Genomic DNA, 22,813 nt, shown 5'->3' on the forward strand with positions numbered 1-22,813 from the left:
GGCGCCTGCCGTAGGGGGCAACTTTGTCAGGATTGCACAACTTTGCCTGCCGGGATAGGCCTTTGGCGCTTTTTACAACGAACGATGGGCAGTTCACGTCAGGGTGCATAAAACCGAGTGTAGTAGTGCTGGACCTGTTTATCCGCGTGTGAAGGCATACAAAAAGAGCTGTGCTTAACGCACAGCTCTTTTGCCGGCAGATCACTGCTGCCCTGACAGGACCTGCCGGCGATATACCAGCCACAGGCCCAGCGCTGCCAATAGCAGCTGCTCGGCGGGAATGGACCACCAGACGCCGGTGAGCCCCAGACCCAACAGCCCGGGCAGCAGCAGGCCGGCCAGCAATGCCAGCAGGACTGGCTCGCTGTAGATGAGCAGGTAGGCGCTGCGGTTTTGCTGTACGGCATAAAAGTAGGAGGTGCTGACCCGCAACAGGGCCATGGGCAAAAAGCCCAGGCAGAACACCGACAGCACCGACGCCACCTGGGGCGCCAGACCGCCCGACACCCCGAACAGGGCCGGCAGCTGGCGGCGCAGCAAAAATACCGCCAGCGCCCCCAGCACCGCTACCAGGCAGGAAAAGCGGTAGACCATGCCTCTTAAAGACACCACCGAATGGTGATCGCCGGCGCCGCTGCTGCGGCTGATGAGCGGCTGGCAGCCGTCGCCTATCCCCTGCAGGAGCAGCTGCACCACGCAGGCCACATAGCTGACCACGGCGTAACAGGCCACTGCCTCGCTGCCGCCATAATGCAGGGCCGCGCGGTTCATGATGATGATGACGATATTGGGCGACATGGTGAGCCCAAACGGCGAGAGCCCCACGTGCCCCAGCCGCAGCCACACCGCCCCGGGCTGGGGGCGCACTGCCAGCGCCTTTAGGGCCTTTTTGCGGGCCAGGTGCCACAGGCAGGGCAGCACCGTGACCCCCTGACCGAGAACGGTGGCCACAGCGGCGCCGGTCATGCCCCAGCTATACACCGAGACGAACAGCCAGTCGAGCACGGTGTTGGTGAGAAAGCCGGCGATCATGGCGCCCATGGCCACCCCAGCACCATTAAAGCAGCGGCAGAGCGGCACCATGCCGGTGGCCAGCAGTTGGAAACTGGCCCCCAGAGCGATGACCCGGATATACTGCTGGGCCAGCGCGAGCATAGACCCGCTGGCACCGAACATCTGCAGCAGCGGCACTGCCAACAGGCTGGTGAGCGCTGTCACCGCCGCACAGCACACCAGTAGCAGCTGCAGCGCGCCGCCCAGGTATCGGCGCTGGGCAGCGGTATCTTTTTGGCCCATGGCGGTAGAGACCCAGATGGCCCCACTCATGCCCACACCGGTGCCCACCGCCTGGATAAAAGCGGTAATGGGGTAGGCCACATTGATGGCCGCCAGACCGATGTCCCCCACATTTTGGCCGATAAAAAGCCCGTCCACGATCGCGTACACCCCGGAAAAGGCAAACGCCAACATGGCCGGTAACACATTTTGAAAAAACAGCCGCCTGGTATCGCGGGACGGCGCTGCCTGCAAGTCGCCGCCCGCAGTGTGGCTGCGGCGCACATCTGCCGGCACCGGGGCGCCACTGCCTTTTTTGTGGGCAGCTGATGCGCAGCTGTTTATAGACCTATTATTATTTTGCATATACCTCTGTGCCCCGCCCAGCACACGGAGCGCAGTGCTCCTGTCGGCGGGTATCTCCCTCTTTCTTTTAGTCTAATATTGTACCTTTATAGTATATACGGTCTGCCTTATTTTGTCAACTGCCGCTGTGGGAGGCTGATCTGACAGTGCCCGACAGAGCCGCTGTGTTGACACCAAATCGAGCGCTGTGCTACTATAAAAAACGGCTGCTGGCCGACTGTAGGCGCTGTGCGGCGGCAGATGGGATTTTCGGGAGAGGACCCGGGCAGCAGGACCCCTTTGCGGCGGCTGCCAAATACCTTTTACCACAGTTTTTGCCTTTTTGGCTGCCTGCTGCGGTGCTTTTTATGACAGATTCGGCGGGCCAGCCCCGAACAGCGGAAATATGCCATGACCCGGGTGCACTGCCGATAGAGCCGATTAGACCTGTTTTCGATATTAGAGGGAGGACACTTTGAAACATACGCTCAGACAAAAGCTGATACTGGCCGTGAGCGCCTTTATTTTGTTGGCCGCCTGTGTGGGCGGCTGGCTGCTGTACCGGCGATACGCCCCCCAGGGCCAGACCGGCGACAAACAGATAACGGTGCAGGTGATACAGCTGGACGGCGACCGGGACAGCCACACCTACCGCACCGATGAGGCCTATTTGGGCGCTGTTTTGACCGCCAATCACCTGGTGGCGGGAGAAGAAGGCGCCTACGGCCTGTTTATCACCACTGTGGACGGGGTGGCGGCCGACCAGAGCCGCCAGCAGTGGTGGTGTCTGACCAAAGGCGGGGAGCAGGTGAACACCTCGGCCGACCAGACGCCCATTGCCGACGGCGACACCTTTGAGCTGACCCTGACCGAGGGGTATTGACCGGCCCCCAGCGGCCGCGGCAGGGGCGGCCGAACATACAGATCAAGGCGCTGTGTACGCTGGCATTTGGCGCGGCTATTTTGTTTGCCGCACAGGTGGGGCTATCTTTTTTGCCCAACATTGAGCTGGTGACGCTGCTGGTAGTGCTGTACGTACAGGTGTGGGGCAAGAAAGCGTTTTTCCCCATCTATCTGTTCGTGCTGTTGGAGGGGCTGTTTTTCGGGTTTGGTATCTGGTGGGTGAGCTACCTGTATATTTGGGCTATCCCCGCCTTTTTGGCACTGCTGCTGAGGACCCGGTCACCGGTGTTTTGGGCGCTGATCAACGGGGCGTTTGGCCTGTGTTTTGGGGCGCTTTGTGCTCTGCCCTATCTGGTAGCCGGCGGGCCGGGGGCCGCCTTTGGCTATTTTGTGACCGGCATCCCCTACGATATCGCCCACTGTGCGGGCAACGCGGTGCTGTGTCTGGTGCTGTACCGCCCCCTGCAGCGCATTCTGGAGCGGGCGGCACCGCTGTAGGGGGTACAGAGAGTGCGATAAAAAAAGAGATAGGCCGGTACACGGGCAATGAGCACCGTGTACCGGCCTATCTTTTCTCTCGGCGGTGCTGTTACTGTCTACTCCGGCCGGCGTATATTCAGGTAGCCCGGGCGGCTGATAGCGTCGGCAGCGCAGTCGTTGCCCCAAGCCACGGCCTGCTTTAGAGTACGGCCGTGGTACAGCGCCGCCAAAAAGGCGCCGTCGAAACAGTCGCCGGCCCCCACTTTGTTGCGCACCTGCTGCACCGGCTGCACGGCAAACTGCTCCAGCGTGTCGTTTTGGGCCAGCAGCACCGGACCGGTGCCGTCGCGCACCACTGCGGCGCCGCCGTTTTGGGCCAGTGCCAGCGCGGCGGCAGCCAGCGTTTTTTGACCGGTGACGGTGCACACCTCATCGCTGCCGGAACCAAACACCACATCGCTGAGCTGTATCAGCTCCTCGAAGATGGCCCGCCGCTGGGCGCTATAGCCAAACAGCTCGGCCCGCAAGTTGAGATCGAGCGCCACCTTGGCCCCAGCCTGCCGGCAGGCGCGCACGAACGGCCCCACCTTTTGGGCAAAGCCCCGGTCCTCGCTGCCCACGCCGTTTACAAATACCCAGGACCAGCCGGTGGGGGGAATATCGACCGGCAGATCCCAGCCGGACTGCTGCCCCGGCACCTGCAGCGGTAACATCACCCGCTCACCTTCCTCGTCGAGCACGGTGAGGCAGAGAAAGGTGCCCCCCTGCCGGCCCACGTGGCGGCAGTCTACCCCCCGCTGCTGCATGGCGCGAATGAGAAAATCGCCGTACATATCGCCGCCGATGGTACCCCCCAGCACCACCGGGCAGCCCAGCTGGGCCATGGTGGCCGCTGAGTTGGAGGCCGTGCCGCCCGGCTGCATGGTGGCATAGAGACTGTCGGCCTGACCGGTGCTCTCGCCCCGCTCGACAGCGGCCAAGGCCTGTTTGGCGCGGCCGTAGGGGATGATGACGTCGACGCTGATGTTGCCGATGGATAAGATGCTGCCCGCTGTATTTTCTGTCATTGTATCTATACCTCCCTGTATGCGGTACCGCCGCTGTTCTACGCCCCTATTGTACCGCCGGGGCACGGTGCGCTATAATGACATGTGTCATGATCTTACAAAAATATGCCGCGAGAGCGGCCAGATGGAGATGGGGGATCGCTGTGCAGTGCACCCGAGATCAAAAAGAGATACAGGCCCAGATCGCGCGTATTGGACTGCGCGCCCAGCTGCCGCATATCGACAGCTACCAGCCGGTACTCTGTACCTTTTATAGAGGAGAGGTGGTGTGCGGCCAGCAGCAGCCCCTGCCCTACCTATATATTGTAACTTTGGGCCAGCTGATGGGCAGTATCGCAGCGCCGAGCGGCGGGGCGGTATCGTACCTCTCGTGCGGGCCGGGCGATATGGCCGGCGAACTGGAGCTCATTAGCGGGGGGTGCTGCATGGCCCAGATGCAGGCGACCTGCCGCACCCGCTGTCTGCGCATCGATCTGGGTGTTTACCGCGATACGGTGCGGCAGGACCAGGCGATGCTGCGGCTGATCTGCCAGAATCTGGCCCACAAGTTGGCAGCCACCGCCCAGAGCAGCACCCAGAACTTGCTGTTGCCTCTGCCGCAGCGGCTGGCGGGCAAGCTGCTGGCCGGGCAAAAAGACGGGATATACTGCCAGAACCTGTCGCGGCTGGCGCTGATCATGGGCGTCAGCTACCGGCACCTGCTGCGCTGCCTGAGCCAGATGGTAGAGCGCGGACTGCTGCAGCGGGCGGGGCGGGGGCGCTTTTTGCTGGTAGACCCGGATGCGCTGCGGCGGCTGGCCGACGGGGTGCGCAGCCGGCAGCTATGAGCTGTACTGGGTATAAGATCGACAGACCGCGGCACCTACCTGTCTTTTACCGGTTCTACGTACACCTTTTCACCGCAGTGGGGGCAGCGCAGTACTTTGCCCTCGACTGCATTGACCGAAAATACCATCTGCCCCAGCGGCGGTTTCCAGCGGTGGCCGCACTGCGGGCAGACGAAGTGCTCGCGCTGATAAAAGCGCCAGTACCGCCACGCCGCCCACAAAATGACCAGCGCCAATAGCGCGATCGCCGCCCAAAAGAGCTTGTCTTCCACACCTGTCACCTCTGTTGTTTTTATATTCTATTTTAAAGTGCCTTGGCGCCGCCGGCTGCTGTACATCTACCTGCCGCAATTACGGCAGATGAGCGGCAGAGCGGCTATTTTTTATAATAGCCGGCCCTAAATCGCCAAATCTTGGGTGCGTCAGCACAGCTGACGACAGCCAGCTACCGGCGTTTTCAAAAAATATCCTGTATGGGGGCTTGGATCCATACAGGGAGAGCGGCGCCAGCCGCGGCAAGCCGCAGAGCGGCTATTTTTTATAATAGTCGGTCCAAAATCGCCAGATCTTGGGTGCGTCAGCACAGCTGGCGGCAGCCAGCTGCCGGCGTTTTCAAAAAATATCCTGTATGGGGGCTTGGATCCATACAGGGAGAGCGGCGCCAGCCGCGACAAGCCGCAGAGCGGCTATTTTTTATAATAGCCGGTCCAAAATCGCCAGATCTTGGGTGCGTCAGCACAGCTGGCGGCAGCCAGCTACCGGCGTTTTCAAAAAATATCCTGTATGGGGACTTGGCTCCATACAGGGAGAGCGGCGCCAGCCGCGGCAAGCCGCAGAGCGGCTATTTTTTATTGTATTTTTAAAACACAGGTCCTACCAGATAAATCGACCGCCGGTGATCGCTGACACGCATGTTCACCGAAAAACATCGGCAGGCGGCACGACAGCAATTGTCGCCTTTAAAAGATAAAGTTGACGGCACTGGATAGAAGGTGGCTGGCGGTAAAGAGACCGGCAGCTACGAGCGCAGGGGCATTTTTCCGCGCGACTGCATAGAGCAAAAACGCCAGGCAAGGGGCGATACACAGGTCCAAAATGACCGCTGTGCCGGTAGTGCCTGTGTAGTAGAGCGACCACCCGCCATAGTAGAGCGCCACCAGTGCGGCGATGCCGACCAGCAGCGCCCGACGAATCGACTTTGACCCCTCAATATTTTTGATCCCACAGAGAGTCGCCACCATGATGACCTGAAAGACGGCGGCAGCAGTGTCCACCGCCGGTGTGGCCGATGTGTGGCGCAGGATATCGCGGGGGGCCGGGACGACAAACCAGATAAAGTTGGGCGCCATGACTGCCGCGAACAGGAGCAGGCCCCCACAGTCAAAGCCGATCTTATACGCGCGGGCGTGAAACACAGCTATCTCCCCTATCCATATCTGTCGATCGCCGGCGTTTAGACCGGAGCCGGGGTGCCGGACTGCCGGACAAAGTTACCACACCGCGGCCCGACTTCTACTTTTATTATAGCTTATAGCACAGGCAGTGCGCAATTGGCAAAAATATAGCGGCAGCGCCAGCTGAGGACCGTACTTTGGGACAAAAAATATACCGCGTGGGGCATATCTGCTCCACGCGGTACAGCACCGATCCGGTGCGGGGGGCCGCGACTCGATCACGGCTCTTATTTTTTCGGGGTTACATCATGCCGCCCATACCGGGGTTCATGGGCATGGCAGGCTCGTTTTCGTCTTTTTTGTCGGCGACCAGGCTCTCGGTGGTCAGTACCATAGCGGCGACCGAAGCGGCGTTCTGCAGCGCGCTGCGGCTGACGATGGTCGGGTCGACGATACCGCCCTCGATCATATCCAGGTACTGCTCGTTGTAGGCGTCGAAACCGTAGCCCACTTTTCTGGAGCGGCGGATCTTATCGATGATGACCGAGCCCTCTAAGCCGGCGTTGGCAGCGATCTGGCGGATGGGCTCCTCCAGCGCTTTGAGCACGATGTTGACGCCGGTCTTCTCGTCGCCGGAGGTGGCGCTCACCAGTTTGGTGACGGCGTTGGTGGCATTTAAGAAAGCGGTACCGCCGCCGGCCACGATGCCTTCGGCTACAGCGGCCTTAGCGGCAGACAGGGCGTCCTCGATGCGCAGCTTCTTCTCTTTCATCTCGATCTCGGTGGCAGCGCCCACTTTGATGACCGCTACGCCGCCGGCCAGTTTGCCCAGCCGTTCCTCCAGCCGCTCGCGATCGAAGTCGGAGGTGGAATTGGCGATCTCGTTTCTGATCTGGGCGACCCGGTCTTTGATGGCCTGGCTGTCGCCGGCACCGTCGACGATGATGGTGTTCTCTTTCATCACCTTGACCTGCTTGGCAGTGCCCAGCTGGTCGATGGTGGTCTCTTTTAAGTCGAGACCCAGCTCGTCGCTGATGACCTCGCCGCCGGTGAGGATGGCGATATCGCGCAGCATCTCTTTGCGGCGGTCACCGAAACCGGGAGCTTTGACGCCCACGCAGTTGAAGGTGCCGCGCAGTTTGTTGACCAGCAGGGTGGTCAGCGCCTCGCCCTCGATGTCCTCGGCGATGATCAGCAGCTTTTTGCCCGACTGTACGATCTGCTCCAGCAGCGGCAGTACATCCTGGATGTTGGAGATCTTTTTGTCGGTGATGAGGATGTAGGGGTCGTCCAGCACGGCCTCCATCTTGTCGGTGTCGGTGACCATGTAGGGGGAGATATAGCCGCGGTCGAACTGCATGCCCTCGACGACCTCGGAATAGGTGTCGGCGGTCTTGGACTCCTCGATGGTGATAACGCCGTCGGAGGATACCTTCTCCATGGTGTCGGCGATCAGCTGGCCCACGAAATCGTCGCCGGCAGAGATGGAGGCGACGCGGGCGATATCGGCCGAGCCGTCTACCTGGCGGGCGTTCTCGACGATGTAGTCGACTGCTGCGTCGACCGCTTTTTGGATACCGCGGCGCACGCCCATGGGATTGGCGCCGGCAGCCACGTTTTTCATTCCCTCACGCACCAGCGCCTGAGCCAGTACGGTAGCGGTGGTGGTGCCGTCACCGGCAGCGTCGTTGGTCTTGGTGGCGACCTCTTTGACCAGCTGGGCGCCCATGTTCTCAAACGGGTCTTCCAGCTCGATCTCCTTGGCGATGGTGACGCCGTCGTTGGTGATCAGCGGGGCACCGTACTTTTTGTCGAGCACGACGTTGCGGCCCTTGGGGCCCAGAGTGACTTTGACGGTATCGGCCAGCTGATCGATACCCGACTGCAGGGCCTGTCTGGCCTCCTCAGCGAATTTGATCTCTTTTGCCATGTGTAAAACCTCCTGTTATGCGGCTGTTGGGCCCGGCGCAGTAGGGCCGGCCCGAATCGTTAAGATGTATGGTGAAAGCGGGGCGGCGCCCCGGAGAGATGGCTGTTACTCGACGACGGCCAGCACGTCAGACTGACGGACCAGTACGCATTCCTCGCCGTCTACCTTGACCTCGGTACCGGCATATTTGCTGGCGATGACTTTGTCGCCCACCTTGAGGATCATCTCGACTTCGTTACCATCGACCACGCCGCCGGGACCCACGGCCAGCACCTCGGCTACCTGGGGTTTTTCTTTTGCTGCGCCCGGCAGGATGATGCCGTTAGAAGTGGTCTCTTCGGGCTCGGTCATTTTAATCAGAACACGATCTGCTAAGGGTTTGATTGTCATGGATAATTCCTCCTTTGTGTTTTAGCACTCTGTAACCCCGAGTGCTAATAATCATTTTATACAGTTTTCAGAAAAAATCAAGTAAAAATCAGAGAAAGTCAAAAAAATTAACAATTTATACAAAAATACCCGCATAGCGGCGTTTAGAAGGGCGGTCGGTGGGCAAATTTGCTGCCCGGCGTATGGGTTTTGAGGACCGTGGGCACAATTTAGGTATACTCAAATATAAATGGAGGCGACCGCAATGTTCAAACACGAAAAGATGCTCTTTCACCCGGTACAGGTGGAAAAGCCCAATCCCCAGTACGCAGTTCTGCTGCAGGAGCAGCTGGGCGGCGGTAACGGCGAGTTGAAAGCGGCTATGCAGTACATGTCCCAGAGCTTTCGCATCAAGGACCCCGAGATCAAAGACCTGTTTTTGGACATCGCAGCCGAGGAGCTGGGCCACATGGAGATGGTGGCGACGACGATCAGCATGCTCAACGGCCACGATGTAGACTATGCCGCGGTGGGCGCTGGCGAGATCCAGTCGCACGTGATATTGGGGCTCAACCCGGGCCTTATCAACGCCTCGGGCTACTCCTGGACCGGCGACTACGTGACGGTGACCGGCGATCTGTGCGCCGATCTGCTCTCGAATATCGCTTCGGAACAGCGGGCCAAGGTGGTATACGAGTACCTGTACCGCCAGATCGAGGACAAAAAGGTGCGCGAGACCATCGATTTTCTACTCAATCGCGAAGAGGCCCACAACGCCATGTTCAGGGAGGCCTTCAACAAGGTGCAGGATACCGGCTCCAACCGGGATTTTGGCACCACCAAGGCGGCGAAGATGTATTTTAGCATGTCGGAGCCATCTCCCCAGAGCGACCTGAGCCAGGTGGCCGGCAAACCGCCCAAATTTGAGTAGAGAGCGGGAACACACAAAAAGGGGCCGTGCGCGCGGCCCTTTACATAACCCGGTGTGCACGCCTATACTAGCGGGCCGGCACCCGCACCCGCAGCGCCCCCGGCAGCACCTGAAAAGTGGCCTCGGTCACCGGGGCGCATTCGCCGTCGATATTGAGCACGAACGGCATTTTCGTGCTGGCGGTGATGGTGCAGCTGCGGGCGCTGTGGGCCTCGACCAGCTGGGCGTATTCTTTTCCCACCTGCCCGTTTTGGATGTGCAGCCCTTTGCGGTAGCTGCCCACCAGCTGCAAAAATTTGAGCCGCCCCACCTTTTTTACCAGCACCAGCTCCAGCTGGCCGTCGGCAAGATCGGCGTGGGGCGCGGCCAAAAAACCGCCGCCGTAACTGCGGCCGTTGGCGATGGCCGCCAGTGTACAGCTGCCGGAGAACACCTGCCGGCCGTCGACGGTGCACTGGACCTGCATAGGCATTTTGCGCAGCAGGCGCCACAGTACCGACAGGATATAGGCCATAGCGCCCCCGACGAAGGGCAGGCGTTTGAACGCCCCCACCTGATAGGCCACATCGGCATCGAACCCGCAGGAACACAGGTTGCAGGCCACCCGGCCATTTACCTGGATGAGGTCGACCAGGCGGTCCTCACCGGCCAGCTGGCGGCCCAGGTCGCGGGCGGCGTCCAGGCTGGTAAAGGCGGCGATAAAGTCGTTGCCGGTGCCAAAAGGCAGCACCCCCACCGTGAGACACGGGTAGCCAAAAGCGCCGTTCACCACTTCGTTGAGCGTGCCGTCGCCGCCGCAGGCAAACACCAGGCAGGGCTCTCCCCGCTGGCCCAGACGGGCGGTGATCTCCTGCGCGTCGCCGGATCGGCGGGTGATGTACAGCTTGACGGCAGCCGGGTCCAACCCCTCGCTGGCGATCATCTGCCGGATGTGCTCGGTGGCGTTTTGCCGGCCCGCGACGGGATTGATGATAAATGCGGTGTGCATGGTGCGCATGATAAAAAGCTCCCCTCGTTTGCTCTTTTCTATCCTACAGGAGTCGGGGGCGTTTGGCAATATAAAAGAGGTGGGCTCTGTATCCTTTACAGAGGTATCCGCCACAAAGAGCAGAAGAGGCGGCAATTTGTGCCGTCTCTTCTGCTCTTTGCAGGGAGATAGAGGCCCGCAGGAAAGATCAGTTGCGGGCAGACCGGCGGCGGGCGGCGCGGACCAGCAGCTTGCGCAGCATGTCTACCGGCACCACCGTCAGGGCCAGCAGCAAAATGCTCACCAGCTCTTTAAACTGCAGGCCGGCCACCCGAAACATGCTGCCGCCGAAGTAGATGAGCAGCATCTGTATGGCGCACACCGCGGCCATGATGGTGATAAAAGCCGGGTTCTTGCCCAGATGGGCGGTGAGGTTGAGGCGGTGGGTGCGGGCATTAAAGGAGTTGGCGATGCCCGAGAAGATGAACAGGGCAAAAAAGGCGGTGAGGAAGTAGATGGGGTCGGTGGCGAAGCGAAACAGCGGCCGCACCCGCTCCACCTTTAAAAAGGCCACGCACAGGCCGACGGTATAGAGCCCCATCCACAGGATCTGCCCGGCCATAGCGCGGTTCAGGATGGGCTCGTCGCGGCGCTTGGGCGGCTGCTCCATATACTCATCCAGCGGCGGCTCGCCGGCAAAGGCCAGACCGGCCAGCGTATCCATAATGATATTGATCCACAGCATCTGCATCACCGTTACCGGGGTGTCGATACCGATGAACGGCCCGATGATAGACACCCCCACCGCACACAGGTTCATGGTGAGCTGAAAGACGATGAACTTGCGGATGCTCTCGAAAATGGTGCGCCCGTAGAGGATGGCCCGGCCGATAGAGGCGATGTTGTCGTTGAGAATGACGATGTCCCCCGCCTCTTTGGCCACCTCGGTGCCGCTGCCCATGGCAAAGCCCACATCGGCCCGCTTGAGGGCTGGGGCGTCGTTGATGCCGTCGCCGGTCATACCGGCCACCAGCCCGCAGGACTGGGCCAGCTGTACCAGCCGGCTCTTGTCGGTGGGCAGGGCCCGGGCCACCACCCGCAGCCCCGGCAGCCGGCGCTTGACCTCGCTGTCGCTCATGGCCGCCAGCTGGGCGCTGTCGATCACGGCGGTGTCGGCCTCGCTTTTGCCCAGCAGACCGGCCTCGGCGGCGATGGCGGCAGCGGTGTCGCGGTTGTCGCCGGTGATCATGACCACCTGCACCCCGGCCCGCTGTATTTGGCGCACCGCCGTTTTGGCCTCGGGGCGCACCTCATCGCGGATACCCACCAGGCCGATGAGCGTGAGTCCAGACGGCACGCCGCTCTCGTCCACCGGGGCGTCGGAGGTGGCCAGAGCCAGTACCCGTACCGCCCGCCTGGTCATCTCGCCGATGCGCAGGCGCAGCGTGCTCTCGCGGCGCAGCGGCTGGGCGGTACCGGTGGCATCGTAGTAGCGGGTGCAGTTTGCCAGCAATTTTTCGGGCGCACCTTTGACGAGATACAGGTTTTTAGGGCCGCTGACCCTACAGGCGGCGTATTTGCGGGCGCTGTCGAACGGCACGACCGCGCTGCGGGTATACCCCTTTTGCGGGCCCTGGGCAGCGATAAAATCCAGCAGCGCCCGATCGGTGGCGTTGCCCCCCAGTGCCCGGCCGCCCGAGAGCTGACTGCCGGTGTTGTAGCCGGCGCACAGCCGCACCAGCTCCCACAGGCCGGTCTGGCCCTGCAGGGCAGCGGCGCTGGTGTACTCCTCGCCGTCGCCGGCCAAAAAGCGCACCACCTCCAGCTGACCCTTGGTGAGAGTGCCGGTCTTGTCGGTGAAAAGGATGTTGAGACTGCCGGAAGTCTCGATGCCCACCAGCTTGCGCACCAGCACGTGGTCACCCAGCATGCGCCGCATATTGGAGGAGAGCACGACGGTAATCATCATGGGCAGCCCCTCGGGCACCGCCACCACCACCACGGTGATGGCCAGCGTGATCGCGTGCAGCAGGTGGGCCACTACCAGATGGGGAGACTGCAGCGTCTGCAAGATCTCGGGCCAGTAGAAGTTATTGTCGAGCACAAAGGCGTTGAACAAATCGGCGGTGGCCACCAGCGCCGCCGCACAGTAGCCCAGCCGGGAGAGGATACCGGCCAGCTTGCCCAGCCGCAGCCGCAGCGGGCTCTCGCGAGTCTCCTCCTGCACCTCGCGGGCCATGCTGCCGTAGAAGGTGCTGTCGCCCACGGCGCGGACCTCCATACAGCCCTCGCCAGAGGTGACGATGCTGCCGCGAAACAGCCGCCCCTTATCTAAAAAGTCGACCTGCTGCGACCAGGTGTAGCCGCCGGTGATGGGCAGCTTTTCGGCCTCTTTGCTCTCGCCGTTTAGGGCCGACTGATCGACCTGCAGCTTGCCGGTGATCAGCACCCCGTCGGCCGGCAGCCGCTCGCCGGCCTGCAGCAGCACGATGTCGCCCACCACCACTTCGCCGATGGGCACCTCGACGACCATACCCGCCCGGCGCACCCGGCAGCTGATCTTGGCGGCATCTTGCTGCAGCTTGACGAACGCCGACTCGCTGCCGTACTCGGACAAGGTGGAGACAAAGGTGGCTAAAAAGATGGCGATAGCGATCCCCACGGTCTCGTACCAGTCGAAATCCCGGAACAAAAACACCACGTTGATGCACAGCGCCGCCAGCAACACCTTGATGATGGGGTCGCCGAAGCTCTGGATAAATTGGCCGAAAAAGCCTTTGCGGCTCATCTCGGTCAAGGTGTTCCCGCCGTATTTCTGCCGGGACGCAGACACCTGCTGAGGCGTGAGGCCCCGGTTCAGGTAGCTCCTCGATGCGATCATGACTGTCCCTCCATTTTATACCCGGCCTACCGGGCTTCCCTAGTTTCTGCACTGTAGGGCTGCGCCCACAGCGTGTCCATACCCCATCTTATGAAAAGGCCACCGCCGGTTATGCCTGCTCGTCCGCATTTGGCGCCGGTCCGGTGATCCGCCAGCGTGTCGGCAGACTGCCCACCTGCTGCCTGCCCGCCAGTGTCTATGCGTTTTACACAGGCGTTTGCTGCTTTTTTCTGTCTTTTATATAATGAAGTCCCAAAAAAACTGTGATATGATAGGGGTATATTGGCAGAGCGAACAGCCGCCTCCCCGCAGAGAGAGCCGGGGCGGCCAGCCGCTTTTTCTGTGTACATTTGGAGGTGCAGTTAATGAACAAGCGACCCGTGATCTTTGACACCGACCCCGGCGTAGACGATTTCTTTGCCTGGATGCTCTTAAACGCGAGCGACCAGTTTGACATCAAGGCGGTGACCACCGTGCCCGGCAACCAGACGCTGGAGGCGGTGACCCGCAACGCCAAAGGCATCTACAAGCTGTTTAACATGCACGGGGTGCGGCTGGCCCAGGGCTCGCCCCGGCACATGATCAAGGCGCTGGATATCCACAGCGGCCACGGCCCCACCGGACTTGGCAACATCACTCTGGACACCACCGGCGTAGAGCTCGACGAGTACCGCGCCTGGGACGTGATCTACCAGGAGGCAGTTAAGGCCGGCGGCGAGCTGGAGCTCATTGCGGTGGGCCCGCTCACCAATCTGGGCATCGCCTTTTTTAAATACCCCGACTTAAAGGGGATGATCAAACAGATCACGGTGATGGGCGGCACCACCGAAGAGGGCAACATGTCCCCGTTTGGCGAGGCCAACATCTATCACGACCCCCACGCAGCCAAGATCGTATTTGACACCGGCATCCCCATCGTGATGGTAGGCCTCAATGCGTTGGCCCCCTGCGCCATGACCAAAGAGGATATGCTCAAGCTGATGCCCGAGTGCCTGGACAGCGACGTGCGCGCGGTGTGCACTGATCTGGTGGAATTTCGCGGCGGGTACCCCTTCTGCGACGCGGTGACGGTGGCGGCCATTATGGATGACCGCTTTGCCGAGTGGGCCGAGTACGGCGTGGAGATCGAGACCCGCTCCCCGCTGACCTGGGGCGCTACCATCTGCGACAAAAACGGCTCCTACCGCTATTTTGGCGACGGCGACGAGCGGCCCAAGGTAAAGGTGGCCATCACCTCCGACCGGGTGCTGTTCTTCGAGATGTTCAGAGAGATGTTTACCCACTACTGCGGCTAGGCCCGTCCGGCCCCACTGCGGGCACTGAAAGGAGTAAAGTTTTATGCGCAAGATACCGCTCATTATCGATACCGACCCCGGCCATGACGACGCCTTTGCCATTATGTTGGCGCTCTCGAGCGACAAGCTGGACGTAAAGGCCATCACCACCGTGTGCGGCAACTCCACGGTGGAAAACACCACTCAAAACGCCCTGAACATTCTAACCCTGCTGGGCCGCACCGACATACCGGTGGCCAAAGGTATCGGCAAGCCCATGCTGCAGCCGCTGGACCGCAGCGGCGGCATCAAGGTACACGGCGAATCGGGTCTTGACGGCCCGGTGTTTGGCCCGCCGGCCTGCCAGCCGGTAGAGATGCACGCAGTGGACCTGATGGCCAAGATCGTGCGGGAGAGCGAAGAGAAAGTGACGCTGGCGCCGCTGGGCCCGCTGTGTAACATCGCCGCCTTTATTTTGTGCTATCCCGAGCTGACCCAAAAGATCGAGCGCATCTCCATCATGGGTGGGTCGGTATTTTCGGGCAACGTGACCCCCAGCGCCGAATACAACATCTTTGTAGACCCCGAGAGCGCCCAGGTGGTGTTTTCCAGCGGGATACCGGTGATCATGCACTCCATCGGCTCGACCGGCTCGGCCCGGGTGAGTGATGACGACATTCAGGTATGGCGCGAGCTGGGCACCAATGCCGGCAACTTTGCCGGTGAACTGATGGATTTTTACAAGCTGAGCTCGAAAGATCGGGGCTTTAGCAGCTACAATATCTGTGACGCCCATGCGGTGGCCTACTTGATCGATCCCTCTATCTACGAGACTTTCCACACCTATGTGGAGGTGGATCTGGTGGGGCAGTTTACCCGCGGGCAGACGGTGGCCGATATGCGCACCAACGAGGGCTCGATCTCCCGCTACTATCAGACCCAACACAAAGAGTTTGTGAAAAACTGCTACGTAGTCACCAAAGTGGACCGGCAGGCCTATGTGGACCTGCTCACCGACGCCCTGAAAAAGCTGGGCTAACGGCTCGGCTGCCGGCGTGTGCAGGCCCAAAAGAGCGCGGTACAGGCAGGGCGTTTAATCGCCTATATCGACGCCGGCGCCGCATGGGCACCGCCGGAAAGACGCCGATCGGCGACAGACCAAAAAGACAAGAGAGAGCCGCGGCAGCGGGCAGAATACCCGGCCGCGGCTCTTTGCCGCGATGAGGCGGCAGACCTCACAGAAAAACAGGAAAGGCAGGACATGTTATGCGTGAATTGGACCTGGCGAGCTGGCCCTTTCAGGAACACTACCGCTTTTTTCGGCAGATGGACTTTCAGATGTTTCACATCTGCGTCAACATCGATGTGACCCACTTTTTGCGGTACACCAAAGAGCGGGGCCTCCCCTTCTACCCCGCTATGATCTACGCGGCCATGCGGGGCACCGACGAGATCGAGGAGTTTCGCTACCGCACCCGGGGTCCGGACCGGGTCATCGTCCACGACTACCTGCATCCCGGCTTTACCGATGTTGCCGGCGAGGGCGGGCTTTTTAAGATGGTCCGCTCGGTGGGCCATCACGGCCTGAGTATGGAGCAGTTTTGCCGCCGGGCCAAAGAGGCCTCGGCCAGCCAACAGCAGATGCTGCCCCGGGAACCGGAGCCGGACGACATGATATTCATCACCTGCCTGCCCTGGATCTCGTTTACCGATCTGGGGCACACCATCTCGCTGGACCCCGAGAGCTGTGTGCCGCAGGTATCGTGGGGCAAATATTTTGTGCAGAACGGGCGCACGCTGCTGCCCTTTTCGGTCCAGGTGAGTCACGCGCTGATGGCCGGGTACCATGTGGCCAAGTACATCGACTGGGTGCAGCAGTACATTGACAGCCTGTAACGGGCCTGTGCGGCAGCGCGGCCCTACATACCAAACGGTATAAAGCGGGCAGGCCCGGCGGATCGATCCGCCGGGCCTGCCCGCTTGTGGTTTATGAGAAGAGACGGCACTGCCGTCTCGTTTTATGTTTGGCCTGTTTTTTAGAAGGACTACCACTGGGCGCCCGCCTTACAGATAGGCGGCGTAGAAGTCCCAGGGGTCGCCGGGGCAGTAGCGCACCAGCACGTTACAAATAGGCAGCGGGCGCTGCAGAAAGCGCTGGGTCAACCGCGGATTAAGCACCTGCTCGAGCGGCAGTGAGGTGCGCACCCGACTGGTGATCTGCCGGCCGTCGGCAGTGCAGAACGCCAGCACCGGATAGTGCCGGCCATCGATCTGATCCACCCGCACGATGTCGCCGCGGGTGGTGTAGCGGATCCTCGTTTTGGGGCGCATAGGTCTTTCCTCCTCTGGTGGCACGAGCCGGCGGTGTGCCGTCTCGTCTGTACCTTCAGTATAGCAAGCGGATAAAAGCGGCTGGTATGGCCGCTATCAAGAACAGGTAAAAGCTGTGTAAAATTTAACTTTTCCCCAAGTGGGCAACTGCGCGCAAACAGATGGTGGCCCAGGTACCTTTTACGGCGGCCACGATTCTGCTATACTGGCAGTGGACAGATCATTTGGACCCGATCGAAGGAGGGACTTATTGTGCAAAACTTTACCTACTCTATCCCCACGACCATTTTGTTTGGGCGGGGGCAGATACAGAATCTGGGGGCGCAGATGCGCGCGCTGGGAAGCCGGGTACTGTTGTGCTACGGCGGCAGCATTAAAAAGAGCGGCCTGTACCAGCAGGTGCTCGAGCAGCTGCAGCAGGCCGGTATCGCCGTGACCGAACTTGCGGGCATTGAGCCCAACCCCCGCATCGAGTCGGTGAAGCGGGGCGTGGAGCTGTGCCGCGCCGGCGACATTCAGGCGGTGCTGGCAGTGGGCGGCGGCAGCGTGATCGACTGCGCCAAGGTGGTGGCCGCCGGTGTGAGTTACCCCGGCGACACCTGGGATATCGTGCTGGATGCGACAAAGATCGTGCATGTGCTGCCAGTGGCCTCGGTGCTGACGCTGGCGGCTACCGGGTCGGAGATGGACTGCGGCGCGGTGATCACCAACCTGCAGACCCACGAAAAACTGGGCACCCACCACCCGGATATGCGGCCCAAGTTCTCGGTGCTCGACCCCACCTACACCTACACCGTATCGAAGTGGCAGACCGCCTGCGGCACTGCCGACATTATGAGCCATATTTTAGAGAGCTACTTTACCGGTGTGCAGGGCGCGTTTGTACAGGCGCGTTTTTGTGAGGGACTGCTGCGCAGCTGCATCCACTACGGGCCGATAGCGCTGGCCCAGCCGGACGACTACGAGGCCCGCGCCAATTTGATGTGGACCTCGAGCCTGGCCATCAACAACCTGCTCTCGTACGGGGCCGAGGTGGCCTGGTCGGTACATGCTATGGAGCACGAGCTGAGCGCCTTTTACGATATCACCCACGGAGCGGGGCTGGCCATCCTGACCCCGACCTGGATGGAGCACGTGCTGCGCAGCGGCCGGGCCGACGCGCTGGCCGTCTACGGCACCGAGGTGTGGGGCATCGACCGGGATCTGCCCCAGGCGGACATTGCCCGGATGGCGATCGACAACACCCGCCGCTTTTTTAAAGAGGACCTGGGTCTGCCCGGCACGCTGGGCGAGGTGGGCATCGACGGGAGCAGATTGGAAGAGATGGCCCACAAGGCAGCGCCGCTGCTGGCTACAGGGACCTTTGTGCCGCTGCGCTACGAGGACATTTTGGCTATCTACCGCGCCTCGCTGTAGGCCGCAGCGCCGCTGCTGGCCCAACCGCCGGACTATGCGGCGCCGTACTGGTATGCACAGCAGTATCTGCCGGGGTGGTCTCCCCCACTGCTTTTTGGGAATAGGCAGAGAAAACCGGCATAGAGAAATATAAGAGCACCTGCTCGCCGTGCGGCGGGCAGGTGCTCTTTTTTTAGTTTTGAGAGGCCGCTATTTCTTTTTGGGGACAAAACCCTGCCGGCTGCCGCGGCTGCGGGGGCGGGGGCTGCGCCGGTCGTCGAAACGGGGGCGGTCTTTGCGGGGGCGGTCGGTATACACCCGGGTGTGGGTGGCGCGGCCGGCGATCTTACAGCCCTGCATCTGCTCGACTACTTCGTCGAGCCGGGCCAGCGGCACCTCGACTACCGAGCGGGAATCGAATATCTCGATCTTGCCGATCTCTTTGCCGATGAGGCCGGTGCGCTCGGCGATGGCACCCACCAAAAAGTTGGGGGCGATATGGGCGTCGCGGCCGATATCGATGGCGATGCGGCCCACTGGGCGGCGGTCGCCGCCCTTAATGTCGCGGCCGGGGCCGGGCATACCGCTGCGCACCACCTGGGGCAGCACCCGCTTGTCTTTGCTAAAGAGCATCTCGAGCGCCACGGCGGCGATATCGCTCAACTCGTAGCCGTGCTCGACGAGCTGCTCGACTACCGGCAGCATGGTGCGCTCCTCGGGGGCGGCCAGCCGCTTTTCGATCTTTTTGAGCTGCTTTTCACGGCGGGCCTCGCCGATCTCTTCGGGGGTGGGCACCGGGCGCTGCTCGATCTGCGAGCGGGTGGCGCGGGCGATATCTTTTAGGGCGAACACCTGGCGCCGGCCGCTGACGATGGAGAAGGCCTTACCTCTTTTGCCGGCACGGCCGGTGCGGCCGATGCGGTGCACATAATACTCGCTCTGCTGGGGCAGATCGTAGTTGACCACCGCGTCGAGGTCGTCGACATCGATGCCGCGGGCGGCCACATCGGTGGCGATGAGCAGCGTGCTGCGGCCCTTTTTGAACTGCTCCATCACCTGGGTGCGCTGGGACTGCTTCATGTCGCCGTGCAGGCCCACCGCCTTAAAGCCGTGGTCGTTTAAGTACTCTACCAGCTCGTCGACCATGCGCTTGGTGTTGCAAAACACGATGGTGCTGCGGGGCGCGTAGTAGCGCAGCACCAGATTGAGCGCATCCTGCTTGCGGCCCATGGGCACCTCGAAAAACAGCTGCTTGATGCTGTCGAGCGTGACCTGCTTTTTGTTGATCTGCACCATCTGCGGGTCGTTTTGAAAGCGGCCGGTCAGCTCGAGGATGGGCGGGGGCATAGTGGCGGAAAACAGCACCGTCTGCCGCTGCTCGGGCACGTACTGCAGGATCTCCTCGATGTCTTCGCGAAAGCCCATGTTGAGCATCTCGTCGGCCTCGTCGAGCACTACGGTGCGGATGTTTTGGAGCTTCAGGGTGCGGCGGCGGATGTGGTCCATCACCCGGCCGGGGGTGCCGATGACCATGTTGGCCCGCTTGAGCTTTACGATCTGCCGCTCGATGGGAGCGCCACCGTACACCGCTACCGGGCGCACGCCCGGCTTGTGTACGGCCAGCTTCTCCACCTCTTGGCAGGCCTGCATGGCCAGCTCGCGGGTGGGGCATAAAATGAGCACCTGTACGGCGGTGGCCAGCTCGCCGGTTGTCTCGATCTGCTCGATGGCGGGGATGGCGAAGGCGGCCGTTTTACCGGTGCCGGTCTGGGAGCGGCCGATCACGTCGCGGCCAGCCAGCAGCAGCGGTATGGACTGGGCCTGAATGTCGGTGGCGGCGGTAAAGCCCATCTCCTCGACGGCGCGCAGTACTTCGGGCGAAAGGCCCAGGTCGGCAAATAAAATCTCGTTCATAAAAACCTCGTTTCACTGTCTTTTGTGTGCTACAGCGCGCAAAAGACAGCAAGGTGCCCCCAACCGCGCCGGCACAGACTGCGGGCACTTAGGGCCCGCTCCTGTTTTCAGCCTGCCCGGCAATGGGCATAAAAAGGCGGGAACGTACACGCCGTTCCCGCCAAACTGTCTTATCCTGTACGGCCATTGGGCCGCTTTTCAGCAAAAGTCACACGCTCTAGAACTGTATGGTCTCTCTACTATACCAGAAAGCCGGGCTTTTGTCAAAGCACCGCTTTGAGGTATAAGCGAAACAGGAGAAACGCTCATATATGAAACTCTACCAGATCAAAAAAAGACCTGCCCGGTGGGCAGGTCTTTTGGTCGTCTCAGATAGAGCTTACTGCTCGCCTCTCATGCGGGCGAAACAATCGCTGCAGTAGACAGGACGGTCCTCGCGGGGCTGGAAGGGAACTTTGCACTCTGCACCGCAGGAAGCGCAAACGGCGTCGAACATCTCTCTGGGGCCTCTCAGGTTTTTCTTTCTGGCGTCGCGGCAATCTTTGCAGCGCTGGGGCTCGTTCTCGAAGCCTTTCTCTGCGTAGAACTCCTGCTCACCGGCGGTGAACACGAACTCGTTGCCACACTCTTTGCACACTAAGGTCTTGTCTTCGAACATGTTGGTACCTCACTTTGGAAAATAAAAATGAATTGTTTGGCCCCGTACCGGAATTGAACCGATCTTTTTAGATGTCTAAACGCTCACCCTGAGCTACTGGGCATATCTCAATTTTTTCCGCACTCGGGTCAGGGCGTTATCGATAGACTTTTCCGGTTTTTCCAACATGTCGGAAATAGCTTTATAACTGTACCCATCCAGGCGAAGTAGGACCACCTGTTTTTCCAGCGGTGATAACTGGGTATCTACCTGCTGCATGAGCAGGCGGATGTGCTCTTTTTGGTCGACGATCTGCTGCGGGTCGCCCACATCGGGCTGGGCGAGCGCGGCCTGACTGGTCTCGGCATCGTCAAAAGACAGATGGCCGTCGCCATCCCGCTTTTTGGCCAGTTGGCGGCGCTGCGCGGTGATCATGGCATTTTCGATGCAGTGGCCGGCGTAGGTGGCAAAGCGGATGCCCCGCCCCTCGTCGAAACCGCGCACAGCAGACAGCAGGGCGACCAGACCTTCTTGTACCAGGTCGTCGCGCTCTACCCCAGAGATGCGGCTAGCCAGAAAGACCGCCAGCGGCATATAGCTGCTGATGAGCTGATCCATCGCCTTGCTGCTGCCCTGCCGGGCGGCATAGAAAAGCGATGCCTCCTGCTGGGTGGTAAACGCTTTTTGCACTGGTGCCATAGACTGATTCTCCGCATCTGCTGTCGACGATATCATCGTACATTATAAAACCTGTTCTGTCAAGAGCGTTTTTTGATTTTAAAAATTGTATCTTTTGCTGAAAATCACGGATATTTGTCGCCTCTGCGCAGTGGTGCGGCGGGCGGTGGATGGCGATCATCACCGGCTGTGCAGAAAATTTGTGCGGCGGTGGTAAAAGCGGCAGCAAAATGGGCCGGACCGCGCTATTTGAGCGGGTCTGAAAATGTTACGAAATTGTAAATTCAGGCCCAAAATGGGCAATTGCGGACGGTACGGGCGGACTTTGGAGACAAAGTGCACAGGCAATGCCGAATGCTGACAGGTACTGCCAGATGGGTAGCGTATTGGAAATTGGATGCGTTGGGGGTATGAACTGGTCGGGGGCTTGGATGGGTTGGGGACTCGGGTAGGTTACTTGGGTGGGACGGGGACTTGAATGGGTTGGGGACTTGGGTGGGTCGGGGACTTGGATGGGTCGGGGACTTGGATGGGTCGGGGACTTGGATGGGTCGGGGACTTGGATGGATCGGGGTCTTGGGTAGATTGGGGACTTGGGTGGGTTGGGGGCTTGGGTAGGCTGGGGACTTGGATGGATTGGGGACTCGGGTAGGTTGGGGACTTGGGTGGGTTGAGGACTTGGATGGATTGGGAGCTTGGGTGGGTTGGGGTCTTGGGTGGGTTGGGGCCTTGGGTGGGTTGAGGACTTGGATGGATTGGGAGCTTGGGTGGGTTGGGGTCTTGGGTGGGTTGGGGCCTTGGATAGGTTGGGGACTTGGATGGATTGGGAGCTTGGGTGGGTTGGGGCCTAGGTGGATTGGAGACTTGGGTGGGTCAGGGGCTTGGGTGGATTGGGGACTTGGGTGGGTTGGGGTCTTGGGTGGGTTGGGGTCTTGGGTGGATTGGGGGCTTGGGTAGGCTGGGGACTTGGGTGGGTTGGGGACTTGAATGGGCTGGGAACTTGGGTGGGTTGGGGACTTGGATGGGTTGGGGACTTGGGTGGGTTGGGGACTTAGATGGGTCGGGGACTTGGATGGGTTGGGGACTTGAATGGGCTGGGAACTTGGGTGGGTTGGGGTCTTGGATGGGTTGGGGACTTGGGTGGGTTGGGGACTTAGATGGGTCGGGGACTTGGATGGGTTGGGGACTTGGATGGGTCGGGGACTTGGGTAGGTT

At 60.7% G+C, this 22,813-nt stretch carries 20 protein-coding genes; 8 read left to right on the forward strand and 12 right to left on the reverse strand.

Annotated features, from left to right (window positions below):
• Window positions 1-201: 201 nt before the first annotated feature.
• Window positions 202-1,560 carry an MATE family efflux transporter gene (locus H8K20_RS07060; protein ID WP_341480829.1) on the reverse strand — a complete coding sequence of 453 codons (1,359 nt, stop codon included), beginning with the start codon at window positions 1,558-1,560 and terminating at the stop codon, window positions 202-204.
• 535 nt (window positions 1,561-2,095) lie between these two features.
• Between H8K20_RS07060 and H8K20_RS07065 the strand changes: the two genes are divergently transcribed.
• The gene (locus tag H8K20_RS07065; RefSeq protein WP_186487911.1) at window positions 2,096-2,503 is read left to right on the forward strand and encodes a DUF4430 domain-containing protein; all 408 of its coding nucleotides are present in this window, start codon (window positions 2,096-2,098) and stop codon (window positions 2,501-2,503) included.
• On the forward strand, window positions 2,500-3,021 hold the full coding sequence (locus H8K20_RS07070) for a hypothetical protein (RefSeq protein WP_243206192.1): 522 nt from the start codon (window positions 2,500-2,502) through the stop codon (window positions 3,019-3,021). The genes H8K20_RS07065 and H8K20_RS07070 overlap by 4 nt, the downstream gene beginning before the upstream one ends.
• 98 nt (window positions 3,022-3,119) lie before the next feature.
• On the opposite strand, the gene H8K20_RS07075 is transcribed toward H8K20_RS07070, so the two are convergent.
• Complete coding sequence (locus tag H8K20_RS07075) at window positions 3,120-4,070, reverse strand: carbohydrate kinase family protein (RefSeq protein WP_186487912.1); 951 nt, start codon at window positions 4,068-4,070, stop codon at window positions 3,120-3,122.
• Between the two features lie 143 nt (window positions 4,071-4,213).
• Between H8K20_RS07075 and H8K20_RS07080 the strand changes: the two genes are divergently transcribed.
• On the forward strand, window positions 4,214-4,897 hold the full coding sequence (locus H8K20_RS07080) for a cyclic nucleotide-binding domain-containing protein (protein ID WP_186487913.1): 684 nt from the start codon (window positions 4,214-4,216) through the stop codon (window positions 4,895-4,897).
• Between the two features lie 35 nt (window positions 4,898-4,932).
• Here H8K20_RS07080 and H8K20_RS07085 read toward each other — a convergent pair whose 3' ends face one another.
• From H8K20_RS07085 to H8K20_RS07100, 4 genes are all read right to left on the reverse strand, one after another.
• Window positions 4,933-5,169 (reverse strand): excinuclease ABC subunit UvrA, encoded by a 237-nt coding sequence (locus H8K20_RS07085; RefSeq protein WP_186487914.1) that lies wholly within the window; start codon window positions 5,167-5,169, stop codon window positions 4,933-4,935.
• Window positions 5,170-5,856: 687 nt separating this feature from the next.
• Window positions 5,857-6,312, reverse strand: a complete 456-nt coding sequence (locus tag H8K20_RS07090; RefSeq protein WP_186487915.1) for a hypothetical protein — start codon at window positions 6,310-6,312, stop codon at window positions 5,857-5,859.
• Between the two features lie 280 nt (window positions 6,313-6,592).
• Window positions 6,593-8,221 carry a chaperonin GroEL gene (groL, locus tag H8K20_RS07095; protein ID WP_105205534.1) on the reverse strand — a complete coding sequence of 543 codons (1,629 nt, stop codon included), beginning with the start codon at window positions 8,219-8,221 and terminating at the stop codon, window positions 6,593-6,595.
• 105 nt (window positions 8,222-8,326) lie between these two features.
• Window positions 8,327-8,611 carry a co-chaperone GroES gene (locus tag H8K20_RS07100; RefSeq protein WP_105205533.1) on the reverse strand — a complete coding sequence of 95 codons (285 nt, stop codon included), beginning with the start codon at window positions 8,609-8,611 and terminating at the stop codon, window positions 8,327-8,329.
• Window positions 8,612-8,855: 244 nt separating this feature from the next.
• Between H8K20_RS07100 and H8K20_RS07105 the strand changes: the two genes are divergently transcribed.
• Window positions 8,856-9,521 (forward strand): manganese catalase family protein, encoded by a 666-nt coding sequence (locus tag H8K20_RS07105; RefSeq protein WP_186487916.1) that lies wholly within the window; start codon window positions 8,856-8,858, stop codon window positions 9,519-9,521.
• Window positions 9,522-9,588: 67 nt separating this feature from the next.
• On the opposite strand, the gene H8K20_RS07110 is transcribed toward H8K20_RS07105, so the two are convergent.
• Window positions 9,589-10,518, reverse strand: a complete 930-nt coding sequence (locus H8K20_RS07110) for a diacylglycerol/lipid kinase family protein (protein ID WP_186487917.1) — start codon at window positions 10,516-10,518, stop codon at window positions 9,589-9,591.
• Window positions 10,519-10,696: 178 nt separating this feature from the next.
• A complete protein-coding gene (locus H8K20_RS07115) occupies window positions 10,697-13,369 on the reverse strand; it encodes a calcium-translocating P-type ATPase, PMCA-type (protein WP_186487918.1) in 2,673 nt (890 codons plus the stop codon).
• 365 nt (window positions 13,370-13,734) lie between these two features.
• On the opposite strand from H8K20_RS07115, the gene H8K20_RS07120 reads away from it, so the two are divergent.
• The 3 genes from H8K20_RS07120 (at window position 13,735) to H8K20_RS07130 (ending at window position 16,539) form a co-directional block, all read left to right on the forward strand.
• Window positions 13,735-14,664, forward strand: a complete 930-nt coding sequence (locus H8K20_RS07120; RefSeq protein WP_105205529.1) for a nucleoside hydrolase — start codon at window positions 13,735-13,737, stop codon at window positions 14,662-14,664.
• A 43-nt stretch (window positions 14,665-14,707) separates the two neighbouring features.
• The gene (locus H8K20_RS07125) at window positions 14,708-15,682 is read left to right on the forward strand and encodes a nucleoside hydrolase (RefSeq protein WP_186487919.1); all 975 of its coding nucleotides are present in this window, start codon (window positions 14,708-14,710) and stop codon (window positions 15,680-15,682) included.
• 227 nt (window positions 15,683-15,909) lie between these two features.
• A complete protein-coding gene (locus H8K20_RS07130) occupies window positions 15,910-16,539 on the forward strand; it encodes a CatA-like O-acetyltransferase (protein ID WP_186487920.1) in 630 nt (209 codons plus the stop codon).
• A gap of 168 nt (window positions 16,540-16,707) precedes the next feature.
• Here H8K20_RS07130 and H8K20_RS07135 read toward each other — a convergent pair whose 3' ends face one another.
• Window positions 16,708-16,974 carry a hypothetical protein gene (locus tag H8K20_RS07135; RefSeq protein ID WP_186487921.1) on the reverse strand — a complete coding sequence of 89 codons (267 nt, stop codon included), beginning with the start codon at window positions 16,972-16,974 and terminating at the stop codon, window positions 16,708-16,710.
• Between the two features lie 252 nt (window positions 16,975-17,226).
• On the opposite strand from H8K20_RS07135, the gene H8K20_RS07140 reads away from it, so the two are divergent.
• Window positions 17,227-18,390, forward strand: coding sequence for an iron-containing alcohol dehydrogenase (locus H8K20_RS07140; protein WP_186487922.1), 1,164 nt, complete (start codon window positions 17,227-17,229; stop codon window positions 18,388-18,390).
• Between the two features lie 189 nt (window positions 18,391-18,579).
• Here the strand turns inward: H8K20_RS07140 and H8K20_RS07145 are convergent, their stop codons facing one another.
• From H8K20_RS07145 to H8K20_RS07155, 3 genes are all read right to left on the reverse strand, one after another.
• Window positions 18,580-20,283: a DEAD/DEAH box helicase gene (locus H8K20_RS07145; RefSeq protein WP_243206194.1), complete on the reverse strand. Its 1,704-nt coding sequence runs from the start codon at window positions 20,281-20,283 to the stop codon at window positions 18,580-18,582.
• A 379-nt stretch (window positions 20,284-20,662) separates the two neighbouring features.
• Complete coding sequence (locus H8K20_RS07150; protein WP_105205524.1) at window positions 20,663-20,941, reverse strand: zinc-ribbon domain containing protein; 279 nt, start codon at window positions 20,939-20,941, stop codon at window positions 20,663-20,665.
• A 93-nt stretch (window positions 20,942-21,034) separates the two neighbouring features.
• Window positions 21,035-21,619, reverse strand: coding sequence for a sigma-70 family RNA polymerase sigma factor (locus tag H8K20_RS07155; protein ID WP_186487923.1), 585 nt, complete (start codon window positions 21,617-21,619; stop codon window positions 21,035-21,037).
• Window positions 21,620-22,813: the final 1,194 nt, after the last annotated feature.

The sequence above is a fragment of the Neobittarella massiliensis (ex Bilen et al. 2018) genome (genome assembly GCF_014269355.1).
GTDB lineage: Bacteria > Bacillota > Clostridia > Oscillospirales > Ruminococcaceae > Neobittarella > Neobittarella massiliensis.